Source organism: Flavobacterium panici (genome assembly GCF_024499525.1).
Classification (GTDB): domain Bacteria; phylum Bacteroidota; class Bacteroidia; order Flavobacteriales; family Flavobacteriaceae; genus Flavobacterium; species Flavobacterium panici.
On sequence record NZ_CP100437.1, the window covers coordinates 4524208 to 4543386 of the forward strand.

Annotated in this window: 15 protein-coding genes, 2 tRNA genes and 2 rRNA genes; 6 read left to right on the top strand and 13 right to left on the bottom strand. The window is 35.1% G+C overall.

Annotated features, from left to right (window positions below; all coding sequences use genetic code 11):
* The first annotated feature begins 39 nt into the window (after positions 1-39).
* From NLJ00_RS19160 to NLJ00_RS19175, 4 genes are read left to right on the top strand one after another with little or no spacing between them, the layout of a single operon-like run.
* Positions 40-594: an RNA polymerase sigma factor gene (locus tag NLJ00_RS19160; protein WP_256635010.1), complete on the top strand. Its 555-nt coding sequence runs from the start codon at positions 40-42 to the stop codon at positions 592-594.
* Positions 591-1127 carry a hypothetical protein gene (locus NLJ00_RS19165; protein WP_053474200.1) on the top strand — a complete coding sequence of 179 codons (537 nt, stop codon included), beginning with the start codon at positions 591-593 and terminating at the stop codon, positions 1125-1127. Before NLJ00_RS19160 ends, NLJ00_RS19165 begins: the two co-directional genes overlap by 4 nt.
* A complete protein-coding gene (locus NLJ00_RS19170) occupies positions 1111-2169 on the top strand; it encodes a DUF4097 family beta strand repeat-containing protein (protein ID WP_180861710.1) in 1059 nt (352 codons plus the stop codon). The genes NLJ00_RS19165 and NLJ00_RS19170 overlap by 17 nt, the downstream gene beginning before the upstream one ends.
* Positions 2170-2190: 21 nt before the next feature.
* Positions 2191-2913: a head GIN domain-containing protein gene (locus tag NLJ00_RS19175; protein WP_180861708.1), complete on the top strand. Its 723-nt coding sequence runs from the start codon at positions 2191-2193 to the stop codon at positions 2911-2913.
* A gap of 189 nt (positions 2914-3102) precedes the next feature.
* Here the strand turns inward: NLJ00_RS19175 and NLJ00_RS19180 are convergent, their stop codons facing one another.
* The 7 genes from NLJ00_RS19180 to NLJ00_RS19210 all read right to left on the bottom strand — a co-directional run bounded on the left by NLJ00_RS19180 (position 3103) and on the right by NLJ00_RS19210 (position 13260).
* Positions 3103-4416: an MFS transporter gene (locus NLJ00_RS19180; protein ID WP_256635011.1), complete on the bottom strand. Its 1314-nt coding sequence runs from the start codon at positions 4414-4416 to the stop codon at positions 3103-3105.
* Positions 4417-4819: 403 nt separating this feature from the next.
* A complete protein-coding gene (locus tag NLJ00_RS19185) occupies positions 4820-5632 on the bottom strand; it encodes a M48 family metallopeptidase (RefSeq protein ID WP_180861704.1) in 813 nt (270 codons plus the stop codon).
* 87 nt (positions 5633-5719) lie between these two features.
* Positions 5720-8119: a glycoside hydrolase family 31 protein gene (locus NLJ00_RS19190; protein ID WP_180861702.1), complete on the bottom strand. Its 2400-nt coding sequence runs from the start codon at positions 8117-8119 to the stop codon at positions 5720-5722.
* Positions 8120-8322: 203 nt separating this feature from the next.
* Positions 8323-10227, bottom strand: a complete 1905-nt coding sequence (gene glgB / locus NLJ00_RS19195; RefSeq protein ID WP_256635012.1) for a 1,4-alpha-glucan branching protein GlgB — start codon at positions 10225-10227, stop codon at positions 8323-8325.
* Between the two features lie 65 nt (positions 10228-10292).
* Entirely contained in the window at positions 10293-11573 is a 1281-nt protein-coding gene (locus NLJ00_RS19200) for a glucose-1-phosphate adenylyltransferase (RefSeq protein WP_053474210.1), read from the bottom strand.
* Positions 11563-12990, bottom strand: a complete 1428-nt coding sequence (locus tag NLJ00_RS19205; RefSeq protein ID WP_256635013.1) for a glycogen synthase — start codon at positions 12988-12990, stop codon at positions 11563-11565. The genes NLJ00_RS19200 and NLJ00_RS19205 overlap by 11 nt, the downstream gene beginning before the upstream one ends.
* A 99-nt stretch (positions 12991-13089) precedes the next feature.
* Positions 13090-13260 carry a hypothetical protein gene (locus tag NLJ00_RS19210; RefSeq protein WP_256635014.1) on the bottom strand — a complete coding sequence of 57 codons (171 nt, stop codon included), beginning with the start codon at positions 13258-13260 and terminating at the stop codon, positions 13090-13092.
* 13 nt (positions 13261-13273) lie between these two features.
* On the opposite strand from NLJ00_RS19210, the gene NLJ00_RS19215 reads away from it, so the two are divergent.
* Together NLJ00_RS19215 and NLJ00_RS19220 are read left to right on the top strand one after the other, a co-directional pair.
* Positions 13274-13975: an alpha/beta hydrolase gene (locus tag NLJ00_RS19215; protein ID WP_256635015.1), complete on the top strand. Its 702-nt coding sequence runs from the start codon at positions 13274-13276 to the stop codon at positions 13973-13975.
* 46 nt (positions 13976-14021) lie between these two features.
* Positions 14022-14672, top strand: coding sequence for an endonuclease III domain-containing protein (locus NLJ00_RS19220; protein WP_256635016.1), 651 nt, complete (start codon positions 14022-14024; stop codon positions 14670-14672).
* A gap of 1 nt (position 14673) precedes the next feature.
* On the opposite strand, the gene NLJ00_RS19225 is transcribed toward NLJ00_RS19220, so the two are convergent.
* The 6 genes from NLJ00_RS19225 to NLJ00_RS19250 form a co-directional block, all read right to left on the bottom strand.
* Positions 14674-14991, bottom strand: coding sequence for a nuclear transport factor 2 family protein (locus NLJ00_RS19225; protein WP_408611582.1), 318 nt, complete (start codon positions 14989-14991; stop codon positions 14674-14676).
* A 132-nt stretch (positions 14992-15123) separates the two neighbouring features.
* Positions 15124-15576: a DUF1569 domain-containing protein gene (locus tag NLJ00_RS19230; protein WP_256635017.1), complete on the bottom strand. Its 453-nt coding sequence runs from the start codon at positions 15574-15576 to the stop codon at positions 15124-15126.
* 109 nt (positions 15577-15685) lie between these two features.
* A tRNA-Leu gene (locus NLJ00_RS19235) sits at positions 15686-15771 on the bottom strand.
* A gap of 6 nt (positions 15772-15777) precedes the next feature.
* Positions 15778-15850: transfer RNA gene (locus tag NLJ00_RS19240), tRNA-Phe, on the bottom strand.
* A 70-nt stretch (positions 15851-15920) separates the two neighbouring features.
* Positions 15921-16030: ribosomal RNA gene (rrf, locus tag NLJ00_RS19245) — 5S ribosomal RNA — on the bottom strand.
* A 181-nt stretch (positions 16031-16211) separates the two neighbouring features.
* A 23S ribosomal RNA gene (locus NLJ00_RS19250) occupies positions 16212-19093 on the bottom strand.
* Positions 19094-19179 lie beyond the last annotated feature (86 nt).

Genomic DNA, 19179 nt, shown 5'->3' on the forward strand with positions numbered 1-19179 from the left:
AAAAATGCAAAGTCATTATAAAAAACTAGCAACCATTACTTGAGTATAACAAATCAAAATATCGAAGAATTAATCGCACTTTGTAAAAACAACAATCAAAAGGCTCAATTCGAAGTTTACAATCGTTATTGTAAAGCTATGTACAACGTGGCTTACAGGATTGTAAAAGACGAGCATTTTGCACAAGACGTCATGCAGGAAGGTTTTTTGAAAGCTTTTACAAAAATTAACGATTACAAGCAGGAAGTTGCGTTTGGTGCGTGGCTTAAAAAAATCATCATTAATTATAGTATTGATTTTTATAAAAAAAACAATGCTTTCCAGATGGAAGACCTGAACAAAACGCTTTTTAAATTAGAAGAAAACGATTCTATATTGTCTGAAAATATTGATCTGAATTCACTTAAAGTGAAACAGGTTTTAGATACCATTTCGGGCCTGAAAGACAATTACAGAATGGTTTTGACGCTCTTTTATATTGAAGGCTACGATCAGGAAGAAATCTGCGAAATACTGAATATCAGCTACGCCAACTGCAGAACCACTTTAAGCCGCGCCAAAGAAAGTTTACGAAAAAAATTAGAGGAGATATGAAAAAGGAAAATGACGATTTAGATCAATTATTTAACAAGTTTGAAAATCAATGGGATATTCATGAAATGAATCCGGATCATCAAATTGATTTTTTAGACAAATTGAATAACAAAAAGCCACGAAAAAAGAATTATGCCGGCTGGGCCATTGCTGCATCTATTGCTGTGCTTTTGGGCGTGTCACTATTTTACAATAATAATGAAAAACCAAAGGAACTTAAATTTGCATCGCAGGAAACCAAACGTACTGATTCTATCTTTAATATTTTGATCGAGAATGAGCTAGTTAAATTAAAGGAAAAGAATTCACCGGAAAATGAACAGATTATAAATGATGCATTAAAACAAATGAAAGTTTTTGATGCCGATTATGAAAAAATCATTAAAGAGGTTCAGAAAAACGGTGAAAACAAACAAATTATTTACGCGATGATAAGCAACCTGCAAACGAGAATTTCCTTTTTGCAAACGGTTTTAAAGCGAATTGAAGAAAACGAAAATTTAAAAAACACATCTAATGAAAAAACATTATAATTTACTAATCCTATTGCTGTTGATTCCTTTTTTAGGATTTTCAAATGATGATACTTTTATTACCAAAGAAAAAAGTATCAAAAAAACCTATATCGTCAACTCTAATGCAGGAATTGATATTGATAACAAATATGGAAACATCACAGTATCGACCTGGGATGAAGATAAAATTGATCTTGACATTACCATTAAAGTTAACGGTACAAACGAAAACTGGGTAAACGAAAAACTAAACAGTATTGACATTGAAATTACAGCGCTGAAAAGCTTAGTAACTGCGATAACTAATATTGGAAACTCGACTTTTAAAAGTAAAGGAAGCAATAACAGTTTTGAAATTAATTATGTTATTAAAATTCCTAAAAATGGTTCTGTAAAACTGGTTAATAAATATGGAAACATTACAACGCTCAATTTAGAATCGACAACGGATATTAGCTGTAAATACGGAAAAACGATATTAGGAAGATTAAACGGTTCAAGCAACCGAATTGAAATTGCGTACTGTCAAAATTCAAGTATCGAGTATATTAAAAACGGAAATATTGATGCCAGATATTCGGGTCTAAAAATTAATGATTCGGGAAATCTTAACCTTGATGCCAATTATACCGATGTTACCTTAAATGATGGTCAGAATATTAAATACAGCTGTAATTACGGGACTTTTAAATTTCAAAAAATCAATTCATTATCAGGTTCCGGGAATTATTTAACCATTTCGATTGGAGAAATTTCAAGCAGTTTTAATTTTGATACCAATTACAGCAAAATCAGTGTGAAAAACATTAATGAAAAAGCGGGAAATGTGAGCATAAATTCAGGATATACTGATGTTTCACTTGGTTTTGATCCCAACTATGCCTTTGATTTTGATATATCTGGACGATACAGTAATATTAAACCTGACAGTGCTTTAGATATTTCGGTTTCTGAAATTAAAAGCAATACCAAAAGAATAAGCGGCTTTTACAAGAAAAAAGGACAAAATAAAATCAACATCACTACAAATTACGGCAGCGTGTCAGTATTAAAAAATTAATCATCTAAAAAAATCAAGACTATGAAAAAATCAATTCTATTATTTGTTTGTGCAGTATTTCTTTTGAGTTTTAATGCAAACGCTCAAAATAAAATTAAAGGAAACGGTAAAGTTGTAACTGAAACCAGAACTACAGGAGATTATGACGGTATTAAAATTTCAGGCTTTTTTGATGTAAACCTTGTGGCCGGAAAAGAAGGAAAAATTACGATTAAAGGAGAAGAAAACTTACTGTCATCCATTAAAGTTGAAGTAGAAGATAATACTTTAAAAATTTATATTGAATCATTCAAAAACATCCGACCAAGCAGCGGAAAAGACATACAAATCACCGTTCCGTTTGAAAAAATCTCTAATATAGCATTGTCAGGATCAGGAAATATTCAGTCTAAAGATGCCATTAAAAGCGACAAACTTCAAGCTAAACTATCTGGGTCAGGAAACTTTAATTTAGCAATTGATTCAAATGATTTTGAACTTAATTTAAGCGGTTCAGGAAATGTAAATTTAAAAGGAACTGCAGATAACTTTACAACAAAACTTTCAGGTTCCGGAGATATTGATGCGGGAAGTTTAAAATCTAAAAATGTAGATGTAAATGTTTCAGGTTCTGGAAATAGCAAAGTTACCTGCAATGAAAAATTAACTGCAAGAGTTTCAGGTTCTGGAAACATTAAATATGCAGGAAATCCTGAAAAACGCGATGTAAAAGTTTCTGGATCTGGAAACATTACTAAAGCTTAATTTTTATATAAAAGCTCAATAATAAATTTACTTTTATCATCAATCAAATAACAGAACAGCAGCTTCTTGTTTATTATTGAGCTTTTATTTCAATTTCTAATAAATTAGACTTAATCTTATAAAATAAAAAAGCCGGACAAATGATTTTAAAATCAATGTCCGGCTTTAAAATATATTATAAAGAGATTTTTAAACTGCCTTTTTTGGTACTCTTCTTAATAGAAAAATAGAAGTAACAAAGAATACTGCCAAAATAACAATTGCCGCACGCGGACTTCCTGTAATTTGATCGATAATTCCGTAAACACACATTCCTATTACAATTCCTATTTTTTCTGCAACGTCATAAAAGCTAAAAAATGAAGCTGTATCTTCTGTTTCTGGTAATAATTTTGAATACGTAGAACGTGATAAAGCCTGAATTCCACCCATTACAAATCCGGCAACTGTAGCCATAACATAAAAATGCACTGGCAATGTGATGAAATAAGCCAAAGCACAAAATACTGCCCAAATTGCATTAATAAAAATCAATGTGGGAATATTTCCATATTTTTCAGAAGCTCTTGAAGTTAAAACTGCACCAACAACAGCAACTAATTGAATTAGCAAAATACAAATAATTAAGCCTTTTTGGCTTTCTTCAGGCGATGACCATTGAATTTCCTGAGCCCCAAAGTAAGTTGCAACCAACATCACAGTCTGTACTGCCATACTAGAAACAAAAAAACCGCCTAAATAACGTTTTAAAGCAATAATATTCTGCAAAGAAGCCCAAACTTTTTTAAGTTCTTTAAATCCATTAAAGAAAACATCTTTAGTTAATTTTTGAGTTGTTTCTTTACTTCCTTTTGGCAAATAATAATACGTGTATTGGCTAAATAGAATCCACCAAACTCCTACCATTATAAAAGAATAACGCATTGCTTTCATAGCAGGTTCTGGACCGGAAATATTAAACCAGTCTGGTTTCATTATCATTGCTAAATTGATAATCAGCAAAATAACGCTTCCTATATATCCTAAAGAATATCCTTTTGCGCTAATTCTGTCCTGCTGTTCTTCAAAAGCAATATCCGGAAGATATGAATTATAGAAAACCAAACTTCCCCAATACCCTAATAATCCAAGAAAATAAAAAGCCAATCCAACATAAATATTTGCGAGATCAAACCAATACAATCCCATACACGAAAGCGCTCCTAAATAACAGAAAAACTTCATGAATGATTTTTTATTTCCTACATAATCAGCAATTCCTGATAATAATGGTGAAATAAAGGAAACAACTAAAAAGGCCGCAGCAGTTATAAAGCTAATTAATGCAGAATTTTTTAAATGAAGTCCGAAAACATCAATATAATGATCTCTCTCTGCAAATAAAGCTTCGTAAAAAATTGGAAATACTGCCGATGCAATTGTAAGTGTATAAACTGAATTTGCCCAATCATAAAATGCCCAGGCATTTAATAATTTCTTATCTCCTTTTTGTAGGTTTTTCATAGAAATGGTTTTGTTATTGCGCTACGAATTTATCCAATTTTTATGATAATCAAATATAAATTATCGAATTCATGCATTATTAAATTATAAAGAATTTAAAGCATAAAAAAAGTTGTCTTAAAAGTCAAGTAAAACTCTTTTACGATATATTATTTTATTCATTCCGTTAGGAATGTTTCATTGGTAGAAAAAATAATGATCAGCTGTATATATGTTCCATTGGAACATTTGATTATTTGATTATTAAAAAATAATTTCAAAATCAAACGTTCCTACGAAACGTAAACAATGATAAAAATATATTTTTCTACCGATGAAATGTTCCTATGGAACAGAGAAGTATATAAAAAAAGGCTGCTCCAACTTTTGAGCAGCCTATCTTTATATTTTTTGAAATAGTCTCTTATTTAATTGTACCAACTTTAAGTGCAATCGCTTTAGCTTCGGGAATTAATGATTTTATATTGGCAATTCTCGTAGCATCAGACGGGTGCGTGCTCATAAATTCCGGTGTTCCTGAACCTCCTGATTTAGCCGACATTCTGGTCCAGAACGCAACGGCATCATCTGGATTATATCCGGCAATAGCCATTAAGGTTAAACCTATTTTATCTGCTTCACTTTCGTTACTTCTGCTAAATGGTAACATTACTCCCACTTCAGATCCAATTCCATAAGCCTGTGCAAAAATTTGCTGTGTTGCTTCAGATTTTCCGCTTGTTGCTGCTCCTAAAGCCGCGCCACCTATTTGCTGTAATTGCGCCGCCGACATTCTTTGTGCTCCATGATTCGCTAATGCGTGTGAAACTTCATGTCCCATTACGGTTGCTAAACCAGATTCATTTTGTGTCACTGGCAATATTCCTGAATAAACAACAATTTTTCCTCCAGGTAAACACCAGGCATTGACTTCTTTATTATCAACAAGTTTGTATTCCCAGCGATAATCTTTTAGATATTGTGATTGTCCTAAATAGGCTAAATATTTTTCGGCTGCAGCTTTTATTTTAAATCCAACCGTTTCTACGCGTTTTGCGTCTGCAGTTCCGGTTATTACTTTATTTTCAGATAAAAACTGGCTGTATTGCTGAAAAGAAGATGGAAATAATTCACTATTTGAAACAAAATTTAAATTTTGTTTTCCAGTTATAGGATTCGTTGCACAGCTGCATACTAAAACAACTGCAAAAAGGCCTGAAATTAAATGTTTTTTCATGATTTTAAAGATTTAAACACACACAAAAATACAATTAATATTACTTAAAATCTTACACAATTATTTCAATTGCTATCAGAATTTTACTTATTCACCTATAATATGAAGCTCATTAAATTCTTTATCAACCAGTAAGAAATTGTTTAATTCAAAGCCAATTTTATCAAATTCTATTTTTTCGTTGTCGATTTCAATCTCCGTTACTTTAAATGGAAGTCCAATTAAATTAATTTTATACTTGCTGTATGGCGTATCGTATTTTCCTTCTTTATGAAGCTGAATGATAAGTTCTTTTTCTTTTCCGATTGTTCTAAAAGACAAAAAACTGTAACGGCCTTTTTTATAATCATAACCATCCTGAGCATCTTCATAAACTACAGACTTTTCTTTTCCGTTTTTAAAGTAAACATCCAACGTTAACTCATCAAACTCCAGTTCGCCTACATATTGCTGCACCGGATATTTTGGGATAACAGCTCCTGCTTTTACAAAAACCGGAATTTCATCAAATTTGGTATCAATCCAGATTTCTTTTCCACCAACAAATAAATCATTTGTCCAGTAATTATACCACTCACCTCTTGGAATATACATACGTCTACCTACAGCATTAGGTTCAAGAATTGGACATACTAAAATTTGGTTTCCGAAGATGAATTCATCATTACGATAATGCGTTTGTGTATCTTCCTGATCGTAATAAACTAAAGGTTTCAACATCGGAAGTCCTTCTTCAATATACTGCCAAAACATGGTATATAAGTAAGGCAATAATTGATAACGAAGGCTGACAAATTTTCTCGTAATATTAATTACTTCTTCGTCAAATGCCCAAGGTTCCTGATTTCCGTGATCTCCGGAAGAGTGTGTTCTGCAAAACGGATGAAAAACACCTAACTGAATCCAGCGTGCGTATAATTCGCCTGTTGGCTGTTCTGCAAATCCTCCAATATCAGACCCTGTAAATCCCATTCCTGAAATTGACATTCTCTGCACCTGAATATTCGCAATCCACAAATGTTCCCAAGTTGCAACGTTATCTCCTGTCCAGGAAGATGTATAACGCTGTGCACCAGAATAAGCCGATCTTGTAATAACAAAAGGACGTTTTGGATAAGCAAATCGTTTTACACCATGATACGTTGCTCTTGCCATTTGCGTTCCGTAAATATTATGTGCTTTTCTATGGCTGCACGGGTTTCCGTCGTAAAAGTGACGAACATCCATTGGGAAAGTTTTATTTGGAACCTCCATTACAGCAGGTTCATTCATATCGTTCCAAACTCCTTTTACTCCTATTTCTGAAACTAATTCTTTAAATAAACCAGCCCACCATTCTCTAACTGCGGGATTTGTATAATCTGGAAAATTACATTCTCCCGGCCAAACTTTTCCTTTCATATAAGGTCCATCGGCTCTTTTGCAGAAATAATCTTTTTCTAAGGCTTCTTTGTAAACCCAGTAATCTTTATCAATTTTAATTCCCGGATCGATGATTACAACAGTTTTAAAACCGTCTTCGGCTAATTCAGCGACCATTCTTTTTGGATCTGGAAAATAGTTTTTATTCCAGGTAAAACATCGAAAACCTTCCATATAATCGATGTCCAAATAAATGGCATCGCACGGAATTTTAAGTTCTCTAAATTTTGAAGTGATTTCTTTGACTTTACTTTCAGGATAATAACTCCATTTACATTGGTGATATCCTAAAACCCAAAGCGGCGGTAATTCCGGCTTTCCAGTTAAATCGGTATAAGTGGTTACAACATCCTGCATTTGAGGGCCGTAAATGAAATAGTAATTCATTTCTCCTCCTTCTGCCCAATAACTGGTTACATTTCTTCTTTCCTGACAAAAATCAAAAAAAGTTCTAAAGGTATTATCAAAGAAAATACCGTAAGATTGTTTGTTATGTAAACCAATATAAAATGGAACTACTTTATAAAGAGGATCTTGTTCTTTTTGATAAGCGTATTGATCTGTAGCAAAATTTTCGACTCTTTTTCCTTTTAAATTCATTTGAGTAGCTTTATCTCCAAGACCGTAAAAACATTCACCGTCTTTAGAAGATTTACTCATTTTTACAATATTTCCGCCATATTCGTAGCTTTCTTCCCAATGAAAACCAAGTTCATCTTCTAAAATCAGGAAATCATTTAAATCGTAAATCCAAACACGAAGATCTGCCTTTTGAATTTTACATTTTACTTTACTGGTTCTGATCTGGAAATAGGTTTCTTCTTCAGTAAGTTCCAAAAAATTATAGCCATGAAGCTGACTTTTGTCAATTGCATACGAAAAATCATTGCTAAAATACCCTTTTGTAGTAAAGCGAAATCGAATTAAACTGTCTCTAAGAACAGTAACTTTTAAGATTACTTTATTATCTGTATTAAAAAATATAGAATCTCCTTCATGCTCGTACGAAACTATCTTTGATGGATATAAATCGCCTTTGTATTCTAATGATGTGTTTGTAATCATATCGCCAATGAATTAATTATAACAATAATCTCTATTTCAAACATACAAAAAAAGTTAGTAAAGGGCTATGAATAAAAGGTTTATTCACGAAAACGTTTTTTCTGTCTGAGAATTAAATTACATCTCAAAAAATCAACAATTCGATAATTTAAAAACGATAAAATGACAAAACAATACCGCTGAAAATATTTGTCAGATTTTATTTAAACGAAAGAATAAACGGTTACGCTTAATGGCGGCAAAATTAATTCGACAGAAAAATCCCTTCCATCATAAGGCGTTGATTCAATTTTTAATGATTTTCCGTTTCCAACGCCGCCTCCGCCATAAATTAAGGCATCGCTATTAAAAATTTCTTCTAACTGACCTTTTTTCGGAATCCCAATTCTATAATTTTCTCGTACCACTTGCGTGAAATTGCAGACTACAATTACATTTTCATCTGCATTATTCCCTTTTCGAATATAAGATAAAACCGCATTTTGATGATCTGAATAATTAATCCATTCAAAACCTTCTCCCGTAAATTGCTTTTCATACAATGCTGGACGAGATTTATACAATTGATTTAAATCTGTAATTAATCTTTTTATTCCCGAATGAAAATCATATTGCAGTAAATGCCAGTCTAAACTTTGTTCGAAATTCCATTCGCTGGTTTGACCAAATTCAGCTCCTTGAAACAATAATTTAGTTCCGGGATGCGTAAACATATAACCATATAACAATCTCAAATTGGCAAATCGCTGCCATTCGTCACCCGGCATTTTATAAATAAGAGATTTTTTGCCGTAAACTACTTCGTCATGAGAAAACGGAAGCATAAAGTTTTCGGTAAAAGCATACGTCATCGAAAATGTCAAATCGTTTTGATGGTATTTTCGATATACCGTTTCTTTTTGAAAATATTTTAAAGTATCATGCATCCAGCCCATCATCCATTTCATTCCGAAACCTAATCCGCCCGTAAATGTTGGTCTTGAAACCATCGGAAACGAAGTACTTTCTTCTGCAATAGTTTGAACTCCATCAAAATTAGCATAGATAACTTCATTAAATTCTTTAAGAAAACTTATGCTGTCTAAATTTTCTCTTCCGCCAAAAATATTAGCTTCCCACTCGCCTTCTTTTCTCGAATAATCAAGATATAACATTGAAGCTACAGCGTCAACTCTTAATCCGTCAACATGATAATTTTGAAGCCAAAACACCGCATTACTAATTAAAAAAGCGCGGACTTCATTTCTTCCGTAATTAAAAACCAAGCTTTTCCAATCTGGATGATATCCTTTTCTACGATCCGGATGTTCGTATAAATGTGAACCGTCAAAATAGCCTAAACCATGTGCATCATCTGGAAAATGCGACGGAACCCAATCTAAAATTACACCAATTCCTTCCTGATGCAGTCTATCCACCAAAACCATAAAATCCTGTGGTTTTCCAAAACGTGAAGTGGGCGCAAAATATCCCGTTAACTGATAACCCCATGAAGGATCATAAGGATATTCCATAATAGGCATAAATTCTACATGTGTAAAACCCGTTTCTTTAACATATTTAACCAAATCATCTGCCAGTTCCAAATAACTCAAAAATCGATTATGATCTGCTCGTTTCCAGGAACCTAAATGCACTTCGTAAACCGAATAAGGCTTATCTAAAGCGTTTTTCTCCTTACGATTCTGCATCCAGTTTTCATCTTTCCATTTATAATCTAAATCCCAGACTACAGAAGCGGTATGCGGAGGTTTTTCGCAGTATAAAGCAAAAGGGTCTGCTTTTTCAGTAATTACGCCGTCAATATTCGATTGAATTTTATATTTATAAAGAGCTCCTTTTGAAACATCAGGAATAAATCCTTCCCAAATTCCCGAAGAATCCCAGCGCACATTTAAAAGATGTTCTCCCTGTGTCCAGTAATTAAAATCGCCTACAACCGAAACAGAATGTGCTGTAGGTGCCCAAACGGCAAAATAAACACCTTTAACTCCATTAACTTCAATTAAATGCGCTCCTAATTTTTCATATAATTTGAAGTGTTTTCCCGCTTTGAATAAATCTATATCAAAATCAGTAAATAGAGAATGTGTGATTACTTTAGTCATATTTGGTTTTTAAGGCAATAATTTAAAATTGGAATTTGGAGTTTTATTATTGGATTTTTTAAAATTTATTCTATTCTAAAGTTATCCGATAATGTAACTCCTTTTTTAATCACAACAATTCCGTCTTTTATACTGTATAATTCATTCGTAAAATTGTCTAAATGTTTTCCGCCGTTGATATGAACATTATTACCAATTCGAACATTTTTATCAACTAAAGCATTTTTGATAAAGCAATTTTCACCAATACCAACATGGATTTTATTGATACTGCTTTCATGATTCATCTCGTCAAGATCCTGATAAAAATCGTTCCCCATAACATAACAGTTTTCCAACACGGTTCCTACGCCTACTCTTGAACGAATGCCTATAACAGAACTTTTAATTTCTTTTGCATTTATAATACAGCCTTCGGAAATTAATGATTGATTGATAATTGAATTTCTGAATTTTGATGGTGGTAATAATCTTGGTCTTGTAAAGATTTTGTTTTCGTTATCGAATAAATTAAATTCCGGAATATCAGCTGTTAAGCCGATATTGGCTTCAAAAAATGATTCAATATTTCCGATATCTGTCCAATATCCTTCGTATTGATAACTTAAAATTTTATGTTTTCCAACGGCTTGCGGAATGATTTCTTTTCCGAAATCTTTTGTTTCCTGATTCGCCATTAATTCTTCTAACAAGGGTTTATTAAAAATGTAAATCCCCATTGAAGCAAGGTATTTTTTACCTTTTTCCTGCATATGCTCACTCACTTCAGATTCCCATTCAGGCAAAAGTGAAGCGTTTGGTTTTTCGATAAAAGCATGAATATTATTTTCATGATCCGTTTTAAGAATTCCGAATTCTGGCGCGTCTTTAGCATTTACAGGTAAAGTTGCAATCGAAATTTCAGCGTCGGCAGCAATGTGTGCTTCAAGCATTTCGTTAAAATCCATTTGGTACAATTGATCACCTGAAAGAATTAAAGCGTGATCAAAATCGTGTTTTAAAAAATGCGACATACATTGTCTAACAGCATCTGCCGTTCCCTGAAACCAAGTTGGATTATCCGGTGTTTGTTCTGCCGCCAGAATATCAACAAATGACTGGCTGAATATACTAAAATTGAAAGTGTTTTTGATATGGGCATTTAAAGATGCGGAGTTGAACTGTGTCAAAACAAATATTTTAAAAATATCAGAATTGATACAATTAGAAATTGGAATATCGACCAAACGATATTTTCCTCCAATTGGAACTGCTGGTTTTGATCTCGTTTCTGTTAATGGAAACAAACGTGATCCTTGTCCTCCTCCTAAAATAATAGCAACTACATTTTTCTTTTTAAATTTCATTTTTCTCAATTATTAGGTTGTATATCTCGATATATTCTTGGCAAACACTTTCCCAGGAATGGTCTGCTGCCATTCCTCGTCTTAAAACGGTATTAAAATTTATTTTGTCATCGTACAATTTAACTGCACGATTTATTGAATAACAAATATCCCCAACGGAAGCCTGATCGTGACAGATTCCGTTTCCTTCATCTCCAAAATCAATAACAGTATCACGTAACCCTCCAGTTCTTCTAACAATTGGAATTGTTCCATAACGCATCGCATACATTTGATTTAAACCGCAAGGCTCTACTCTTGAAGGCATTAAAATATAATCTGAGCCTGCGTAAATCAAATGCGCTAATTCTTCATTATAACCAATAAAAACATTGTAATTGCCTTTATAATCATTACGCAATTGGGTTAATTGCGATTCAATTTCAGCATTTCCCGAACCTAGAATTAAAATATTGATTTCTTCAAAATGTTCTGATAATGCAAGTGCAGAAGCCTGAGGTAGTAAATCTCCTCCCTTTTCTTCAAACAAACGCCCTATAAAACTAAATAATGGCTTTGAAGGATCTAAATCAAATTGGTCGCATAATTTTTCTTTATTTTTCTGTTTTCCAATTTCAAAGTTTTCTATCGAATAATTTTCAGCAATCATTTGATCTTTTAACGGATTCCAGACTTCGATGTCAATCCCGTTTAAAATCCCTTTAGACTTATTTCTAACAGATTTAAACAAAGATTCTAAACCATTTGCGCTATAATTAATCTCATTTAAATAACTTGGAGAAACGGTTGTTACAGCATTGGCACATTTTACAGCAACTGCCAATGAATTAATCGAATTACTCCATTCTAAAAATCCAACATGTTTTAAATCAAATTCTGGCAGATAATACAATTTATCAAAACCGAACCAGCCCTGATATAAACCATTATGAATTGTTATAACAGTTTTAACGTCCTTTAATGTTTCATATTTATAAGCAAATTGAAGCAGAAACGGAATTAATCCTGTATGATGATCATGACAATTAATTATATCCGGAATTTTATTTCGGGCGATAATCCAGTCTAAAACCGCGATTTGAAAAGATAAGAAACGTTCAATATCGTCCTCATAACCATATACATTCGGACGATTAAATAATTCATTAATTTCAATTAGATATAATTCGTAACCTAATTTATCTGTACTTTCTTTTAAAACACTAAAAGGGAAATTGAAATTTCCTAATTTAACGGTACCCCAATGTACACAGTCAAAATTATTTTCATTTCTAAATTTTGTATCATAAGCCGGAACAACAACTCTAACATTGTGTCCTGCGTTTTCCTGATACTTTGGTAAAGCACCAACTACATCAGCCAACCCTCCGACTTTTGCCATTGGATAACATTCTGCACTAATATGAAATATCTCCATTTCAGAAATTAATTTGTGTTTGTTTTTAAAGAAACAATCATTAATATGCTATTTTTATCTTTTTTTAAATTTAGCAAAAAAATAGGCAAAGTACTGCCTTTAAATCAGATTTATTGAAATGGCAAAAAAGGCAATTAATCCTACTAAATCATTAAAAATTCCACAGATAATTATACTATCTGCCAAAATTTGCGCATTTGTATCCACCAAACTAGCAACTAAATTTGCAGCGCGAATATTTACAACGCCTATAAAACATAAGGTTCCCAAACGTGAACTTGAAATGGACAACAAAAGCATTCAAAAAATTGTTCATGTTTCAACCATAAATAAAAACGTTGTAACTTATCAATATGGAAAAAGTGAGCGTAAAGTTTTACTTGTTCATGGCTGGTCAGGCAGAGGAACCCAATTATTTAAAATAGCCGATGAACTTTTGCAAAATGGTTTTTCTACTGTAAGTTTTGATGCGCCTGCACATGGAAAATCTGAAGGAAAAACAACGATTATGTCTGAGTTTATTGCTTCTATTCTGGAAATCGAAAAACAATTTGGTCCTTTTGAATTTGCAATTGGACATTCATTAGGCGGAATGTCTGTATTAAATGCCATTAAAGATGGTTTACAAGTAAATAAGGCTGTAATAATTGGAAGCGGAGATATTGTACAGGATATTTTAGATGATTTTATTTTAAAATTGAAGCTAAAAAAAGAATTTAGTGATCGATTAAGGCTGTTTTTTGAAGATAAATACCAATTAAAAATGGATGATTTTTCGGCATATAAAGCTGCACAAAAAATCGAAATTCCTGTATTGGTAATTCATGATAACGATGATCCGGAAGTTCCTGTAAAAGCAGGAATTCATATTCATGAAAATCTTCAAAACGGATCATTGTTTTTAACTGATGGATTAGGCCACAGAAAAATACTTGGAAATCAAACTGTTATTAAAAAAACTTTAGAATTCATTAAAAATAATTAACTTTATATATAACTATTTCAATATCAAACACTAAAGAAAATTAAAAATGGATTTATTTGGAGAAACAATAGATTGGGAAACTGAATTAAAACCAATTTTAAAAAAATATAAAGGCAAAAAGCATCCTCTTGATTATCAAAATACCTATCAGCTTTTAGTGATGGTTGTTTTATCAGCTCAGGATTCAGATGCTAATATTAATAACATTGCTCCAGCTTTATTTGAGAAATATCCAACTCTTGCAAGTTTATCAAAAACCGATTTCGAAACTTTCATTCCTTACATAAGCAAGGTGCGGAATCATGCAACCAAAGCCATCTGGCTTTTGGAAATAGCCAAAACAATTCAAAATGACAAAGATATTCCTTTAACAATGTCTGAATTGACTGCTTTAAAAGGTATTGGAAGAAAATCTGCAAATGTGATCTTAAGAGAAACCAATAAACCGCCAGAAGGAATTATTGCTGATTTACACGTTATAAGAGTTGCACCCCGAATTGGTATAATAAAAGAAGCTAAAGACGGTAATAAAGCAGAAAAAGACTTGATGGAAGCTTTACCAAAAAGTATATGGTCAGAAATTGGAATGGCGATTTCCTTTTTAGGTCGTGAAATCTGCAGACCAAAACCTAAATGCGAAGAATGTCTTTTAACCGATATCTGTCTATATTACAACACTGTAGTTCTTAAAAATTAGATTATTTTCTACGTGTATCAATTAAGTAAATGATTTTCCAGGAATCTTTTTCTTTAAACAATGTGAAAGTATTTACTCCGGTATGACTTAATTTATCATTTAAATAAAACTCATATGGTGTCCAAACATGAGCCATAGTTCCATCAATTTGAATATTATAACTCAATATTTTCTCCTGAAATTTCATAGTAGACGGAATCGTGGCAATAGATTTATAGAATTCAGCTGCACTTTCATTCGATAATTTGTTTCCTTTTACTGAACTCTCACTAATAGATTGCAAAATCATTTTATCAGCACAAACCGTTTTTATTTTCACCGAATCTTTTTGATGAAATCCTTCAAAGAATATTTCAATAGCTTTTTGAACTTCTTGCTTCTGTGCATTGGATGATAATCCTAAAAGCAGAAAAAAATAGAATAAAATAAACTCTCATATTGTAAATTTAAATTAAACGTTAAACTGTGATAAATGATGATCTAAATGTTTCGCAAACATATTATTCCATTCTTTTGTAGTTAATTTTCCTAAAGAAAGAGATTCTTTTCCCTGAAATTCACTTTCGCCTAATTCCTGTGTTTTTAAAATATAGGAGATCAATCTGCTTTTTTCCAGTTCAAAATCACGATCTCCTGCAATAATAAATTGTGGAGCTGTATGAATATTTCTTGCATAAGGCTTTTCACTTACTATTGCATTTTTAGCTAATAATTTAAGCATCAATCTTATAAAAACATTTGGTCTAGCATGAATATTGTCATAGACCATTTCATACGTTACATTACAATGCGCGAGCATTTGATCAACAGACATTTTACCCCAAAGTGGTTGTGAATCTATTTTAAGCTGATTAATGCGGCTTATAAATTGATCACAGTCTTCTCTTTGAAAAATATTTTGCATAGTTTAATTATAAGGTAAAAACATTAAAGTAAAAGTATAAAATTTACTACTAAAATACGTTTTATGGCAAAAAAAAACTTCAATTAGCAAAGCCAATTGAAGTTTTTAGTACTCAGAGCGGGACTTGAACCCGCACGAACATTGCTGTTCACTGGATTTTAAGTCCAGCGTGTCTACCAATTTCACCATCCGAGCATTATGTGGTACCTCCAGGGATCGAACCAGGGACACATGGATTTTCAGTCCATTGCTCTACCATCTGAGCTAAGGTACCTTATTTACTTAAACTAATAAGTAAAAGTTAGAATAAAAAACCCCGTTTCTTGGAAACAGGGTTTTCAAAAGAAAGGCGACGACATACTCTCCCACAATACTGCAGTACCATCTGCGCAGGCGGGCTTAACTACTCTGTTCGGGATGGGAAGAGGTGAGCCCCGCCGCAATAACCACCTTAAGGTTGTTAGTCTAAAGTCACAAGTCTTAAAGTTGTAAAGTCTTTCGACTTTTGACTTTAATCTTTCGACTTAAAGACTGCCCGCGACGGGCAAATATTTTAACATACTGAGATAAAGAAAAATAAGTTTTTGTTTAGAAAGTTTCCTCCCCTCTCGTCTGGGACGAGAGGGGAAAAGGTTGTACATAAGCTTACGGATTATTAGTACTACTCGACTATGACATTACTGCCTTTACATCTATAGCCTATCAACGTGGTCATCTTCCACGATCCTTAAAAGAAATCTCATCTTGTGGTGGGTTTCGCGCTTATATGCTTTCAGCGCTTATCCCTTCCAAACGTAGCTACTCTGCGGTGCCCCTGGCGGGACAACAGATACACTAGAGGTTTGTCCAATTCGGTCCTCTCGTACTAGAATCAGATCCACTCAAATTTCTAACGCCCACAGTAGATAGAGACCGAACTGTCTCACGACGTTCTGAACCCAGCTCGCGTGCCACTTTAATGGGCGAACAGCCCAACCCTTGGGACCTTCTCCAGCCCCAGGATGTGACGAGCCGACATCGAGGTGCCAAACCCCCCCGTCGATATGAGCTCTTGGGGGAGATCAGCCTGTTATCCCCGGCGTACCTTTTATCCTTTGAGCGATGGCCCTTCCATGCGGAACCACCGGATCACTATGCTCTACTTTCGTACCTGATCGACCTGTATGTCTCTCAGTCAAGCTCCCTTATGCCATTGCACTCTACGCACGGTTACCAAGCGTACTGAGGGAACCTTTAGAAGCCTCCGTTACTCTTTTGGAGGCGACCACCCCAGTCAAACTACCCACCAAGCAATGTCCCCCGCAGCGCGGGGTTAGGCCTCAGATAAACAAAGGGTTGTATTTCAACAATGACTCCACAACGCCTGGCGACGCCGCTTCACAGTCTCCAACCTATCCTACACATCATTTATCCAAGGTCAATACTAAGCTATAGTAAAGGTGCACAGGGTCTTTTCGTCCCACTGCGGGTAAACGGCATCTTCACCGTTACTACAATTTCACCGAGCTCATGGCTGAGACAGTGTCCAGATCGTTACACCATTCGTGCAGGTCGGAACTTACCCGACAAGGAATTTCGCTACCTTAGGACCGTTATAGTTACGGCCGCCGTTTACTGGGGCTTCAATTCAATGCTTCTCCGAAGATAACATCTCCTCTTAACCTTCCAGCACCGGGCAGGTGTCAGGCCCTATACTTCATCTTACGATTTTGCAGAGCCCTGTGTTTTTGATAAACAGTCGCCTGGACCTCTTCACTGCGGCCCCGATTGCTCGGGGCGACCTTTCTCCCGAAGTTACAGGTCTATTTTGCCTAATTCCTTAGCCATGAATCTCTCGAGCACCTTAGGATTCTCTCCTCAACTACCTGTGTCGGTTTACGGTACTGGTACTAATTACCTGAAGTTTAGAGGTTTTTCTTGGAAGCCCTTAGGCGCACTATCTCTTTGTCCGAAGACTCCGAGTACTATCGTATTTCACCAGTCTCTGCGGATTTGCCTGCAGAGCCTATAGCTAGGTACTTTAACGAACTATTCCGTCAGTTCGCGGCGCTTTCATCACTCCGTCACCCCATCACAGTAATTAGTAGTACGGGAATATTAACCCGTTAGCCATCGACTGTCCCTTTCGGGTTCGCCTTAGGACCAGACTAACCCACAGCTGATTAGCATAGCTGTGGAAACCTTAGTTTTTCGGTGTGCGGGTTTCTCGCCCGCATTATCGTTACTTATGCCTACATTTTCTTTTCTAACCAGTCCAGCATACCTGACGATACACCTTCAACCCTGTTAGAATGCTCCCCTACCACTTACAGTAAACTGTAAATCCATAGCTTCGGTAATACACTTATGCCCGATTATTATCCATGCTCGTCCGCTCGACTAGTGAGCTGTTACGCACTCTTTAAATGAATGGCTGCTTCCAAGCCAACATCCTAGCTGTCTGGGCAGACAAACCTCGTTCTTTCAACTTAGTGTATATTTGGGGACCTTAGCTGATGGTCTGGGTTCTTTCCCTCTCGGACTTGGACCTTAGCACCCAAGCCCTCACTGCTGAGAAACATTATATAGCATTCGGAGTTTGTCAGGAATTGGTAGGCGGTGAAGCCCCCGCATCCAATCAGTAGCTCTACCTCTATATAACTTAATTCAGCGCTGCACCTAAATGCATTTCGGGGAGTACGAGCTATTTCCGAGTTTGATTGGCCTTTCACCCCTACCCACAGGTCATCCGAAGACTTTTCAACGTCAACCGGTTCGGACCTCCACTGTGTGTTACCACAGCTTCATCCTGCCCATGGGTAGATCACACGGTTTCGCGTCTAACACTACTGACTAAAGCGCCCTATTCAGACTCGCTTTCGCTGCGGATCCGTGGCTTAACCACTTAACCTCGCCAGCAGCGTTAACTCGTAGGCTCATTATGCAAAAGGCACGCCGTCACCCCACGAAAGGGCTCCGACCGCTTGTAAGCGTATGGTTTCAGGATCTATTTCACTCCGTTATTCACGGTTCTTTTCACCTTTCCCTCACGGTACTGGTTCACTATCGGTCTCTCAGGAGTATTTAGCCTTAGCGGATGGTCCCGCCAAATTCAGACAGGGTTTCACGTGCCCCGCCCTACTCAGGATACCACTATCTATTACATTTATTACCCATACGGGACTATCACCCTCTATGGTGTCACTTTCCAGTAACTTCCGGTTCTGCATGCATAAAATCTCGTGGTCCTACAACCCCAGCATTGCCGTAACAACACTGGTTTGGGCTAATCCGCGTTCGCTCGCCACTACTTACGGAATCACTTTTGTTTTCTTCTCCTCCGCCTACTTAGATGTTTCAGTTCAGCGGGTTTGCCCACCTATCGGTGTACTATGTCTTCAACATAGTGGGTTGCCCCATTCGGGTATCTGCGGATCAATCAATGTGTGCTTGTCCCCGCAGCTTTTCGCAGCTTATCACGCCCTTCATCGCCTCTGAGAGCCTAGGCATCCCCCATACGCCCTTATTTTGCTTATTGTACCAATCTCGTTCTTAAAACGAGACCTTTTTTTTTGTTTTTTACAATAAATCGTAAAAAACGCTTTCTACTTTCTTATTATTTTC

Coding starts and splice junctions, on each gene's coding strand:
- NLJ00_RS19165 (WP_053474200.1), top strand. CDS start 591: ATGAAAAAGGAAAATGACGATTTAGATCAATTATTTAACAAGTTTGAA.
- NLJ00_RS19170 (WP_180861710.1), top strand. CDS start 1,111: ATGAAAAAACATTATAATTTACTAATCCTATTGCTGTTGATTCCTTTT.
- NLJ00_RS19175 (WP_180861708.1), top strand. CDS start 2,191: ATGAAAAAATCAATTCTATTATTTGTTTGTGCAGTATTTCTTTTGAGT.
- NLJ00_RS19180 (WP_256635011.1), bottom strand. CDS start 4,416: ATGAAAAACCTACAAAAAGGAGATAAGAAATTATTAAATGCCTGGGCA.
- NLJ00_RS19185 (WP_180861704.1), bottom strand. CDS start 5,632: ATGAAAAAACATTTAATTTCAGGCCTTTTTGCAGTTGTTTTAGTATGC.
- NLJ00_RS19190 (WP_180861702.1), bottom strand. CDS start 8,119: ATGATTACAAACACATCATTAGAATACAAAGGCGATTTATATCCATCA.
- glgB (WP_256635012.1), bottom strand. CDS start 10,227: ATGACTAAAGTAATCACACATTCTCTATTTACTGATTTTGATATAGAT.
- NLJ00_RS19200 (WP_053474210.1), bottom strand. CDS start 11,573: ATGAAATTTAAAAAGAAAAATGTAGTTGCTATTATTTTAGGAGGAGGA.
- NLJ00_RS19205 (WP_256635013.1), bottom strand. CDS start 12,990: ATGGAGATATTTCATATTAGTGCAGAATGTTATCCAATGGCAAAAGTC.
- NLJ00_RS19215 (WP_256635015.1), top strand. CDS start 13,274: ATGGACAACAAAAGCATTCAAAAAATTGTTCATGTTTCAACCATAAAT.
- NLJ00_RS19220 (WP_256635016.1), top strand. CDS start 14,022: ATGGATTTATTTGGAGAAACAATAGATTGGGAAACTGAATTAAAACCA.
- NLJ00_RS19230 (WP_256635017.1), bottom strand. CDS start 15,576: ATGCAAAATATTTTTCAAAGAGAAGACTGTGATCAATTTATAAGCCGC.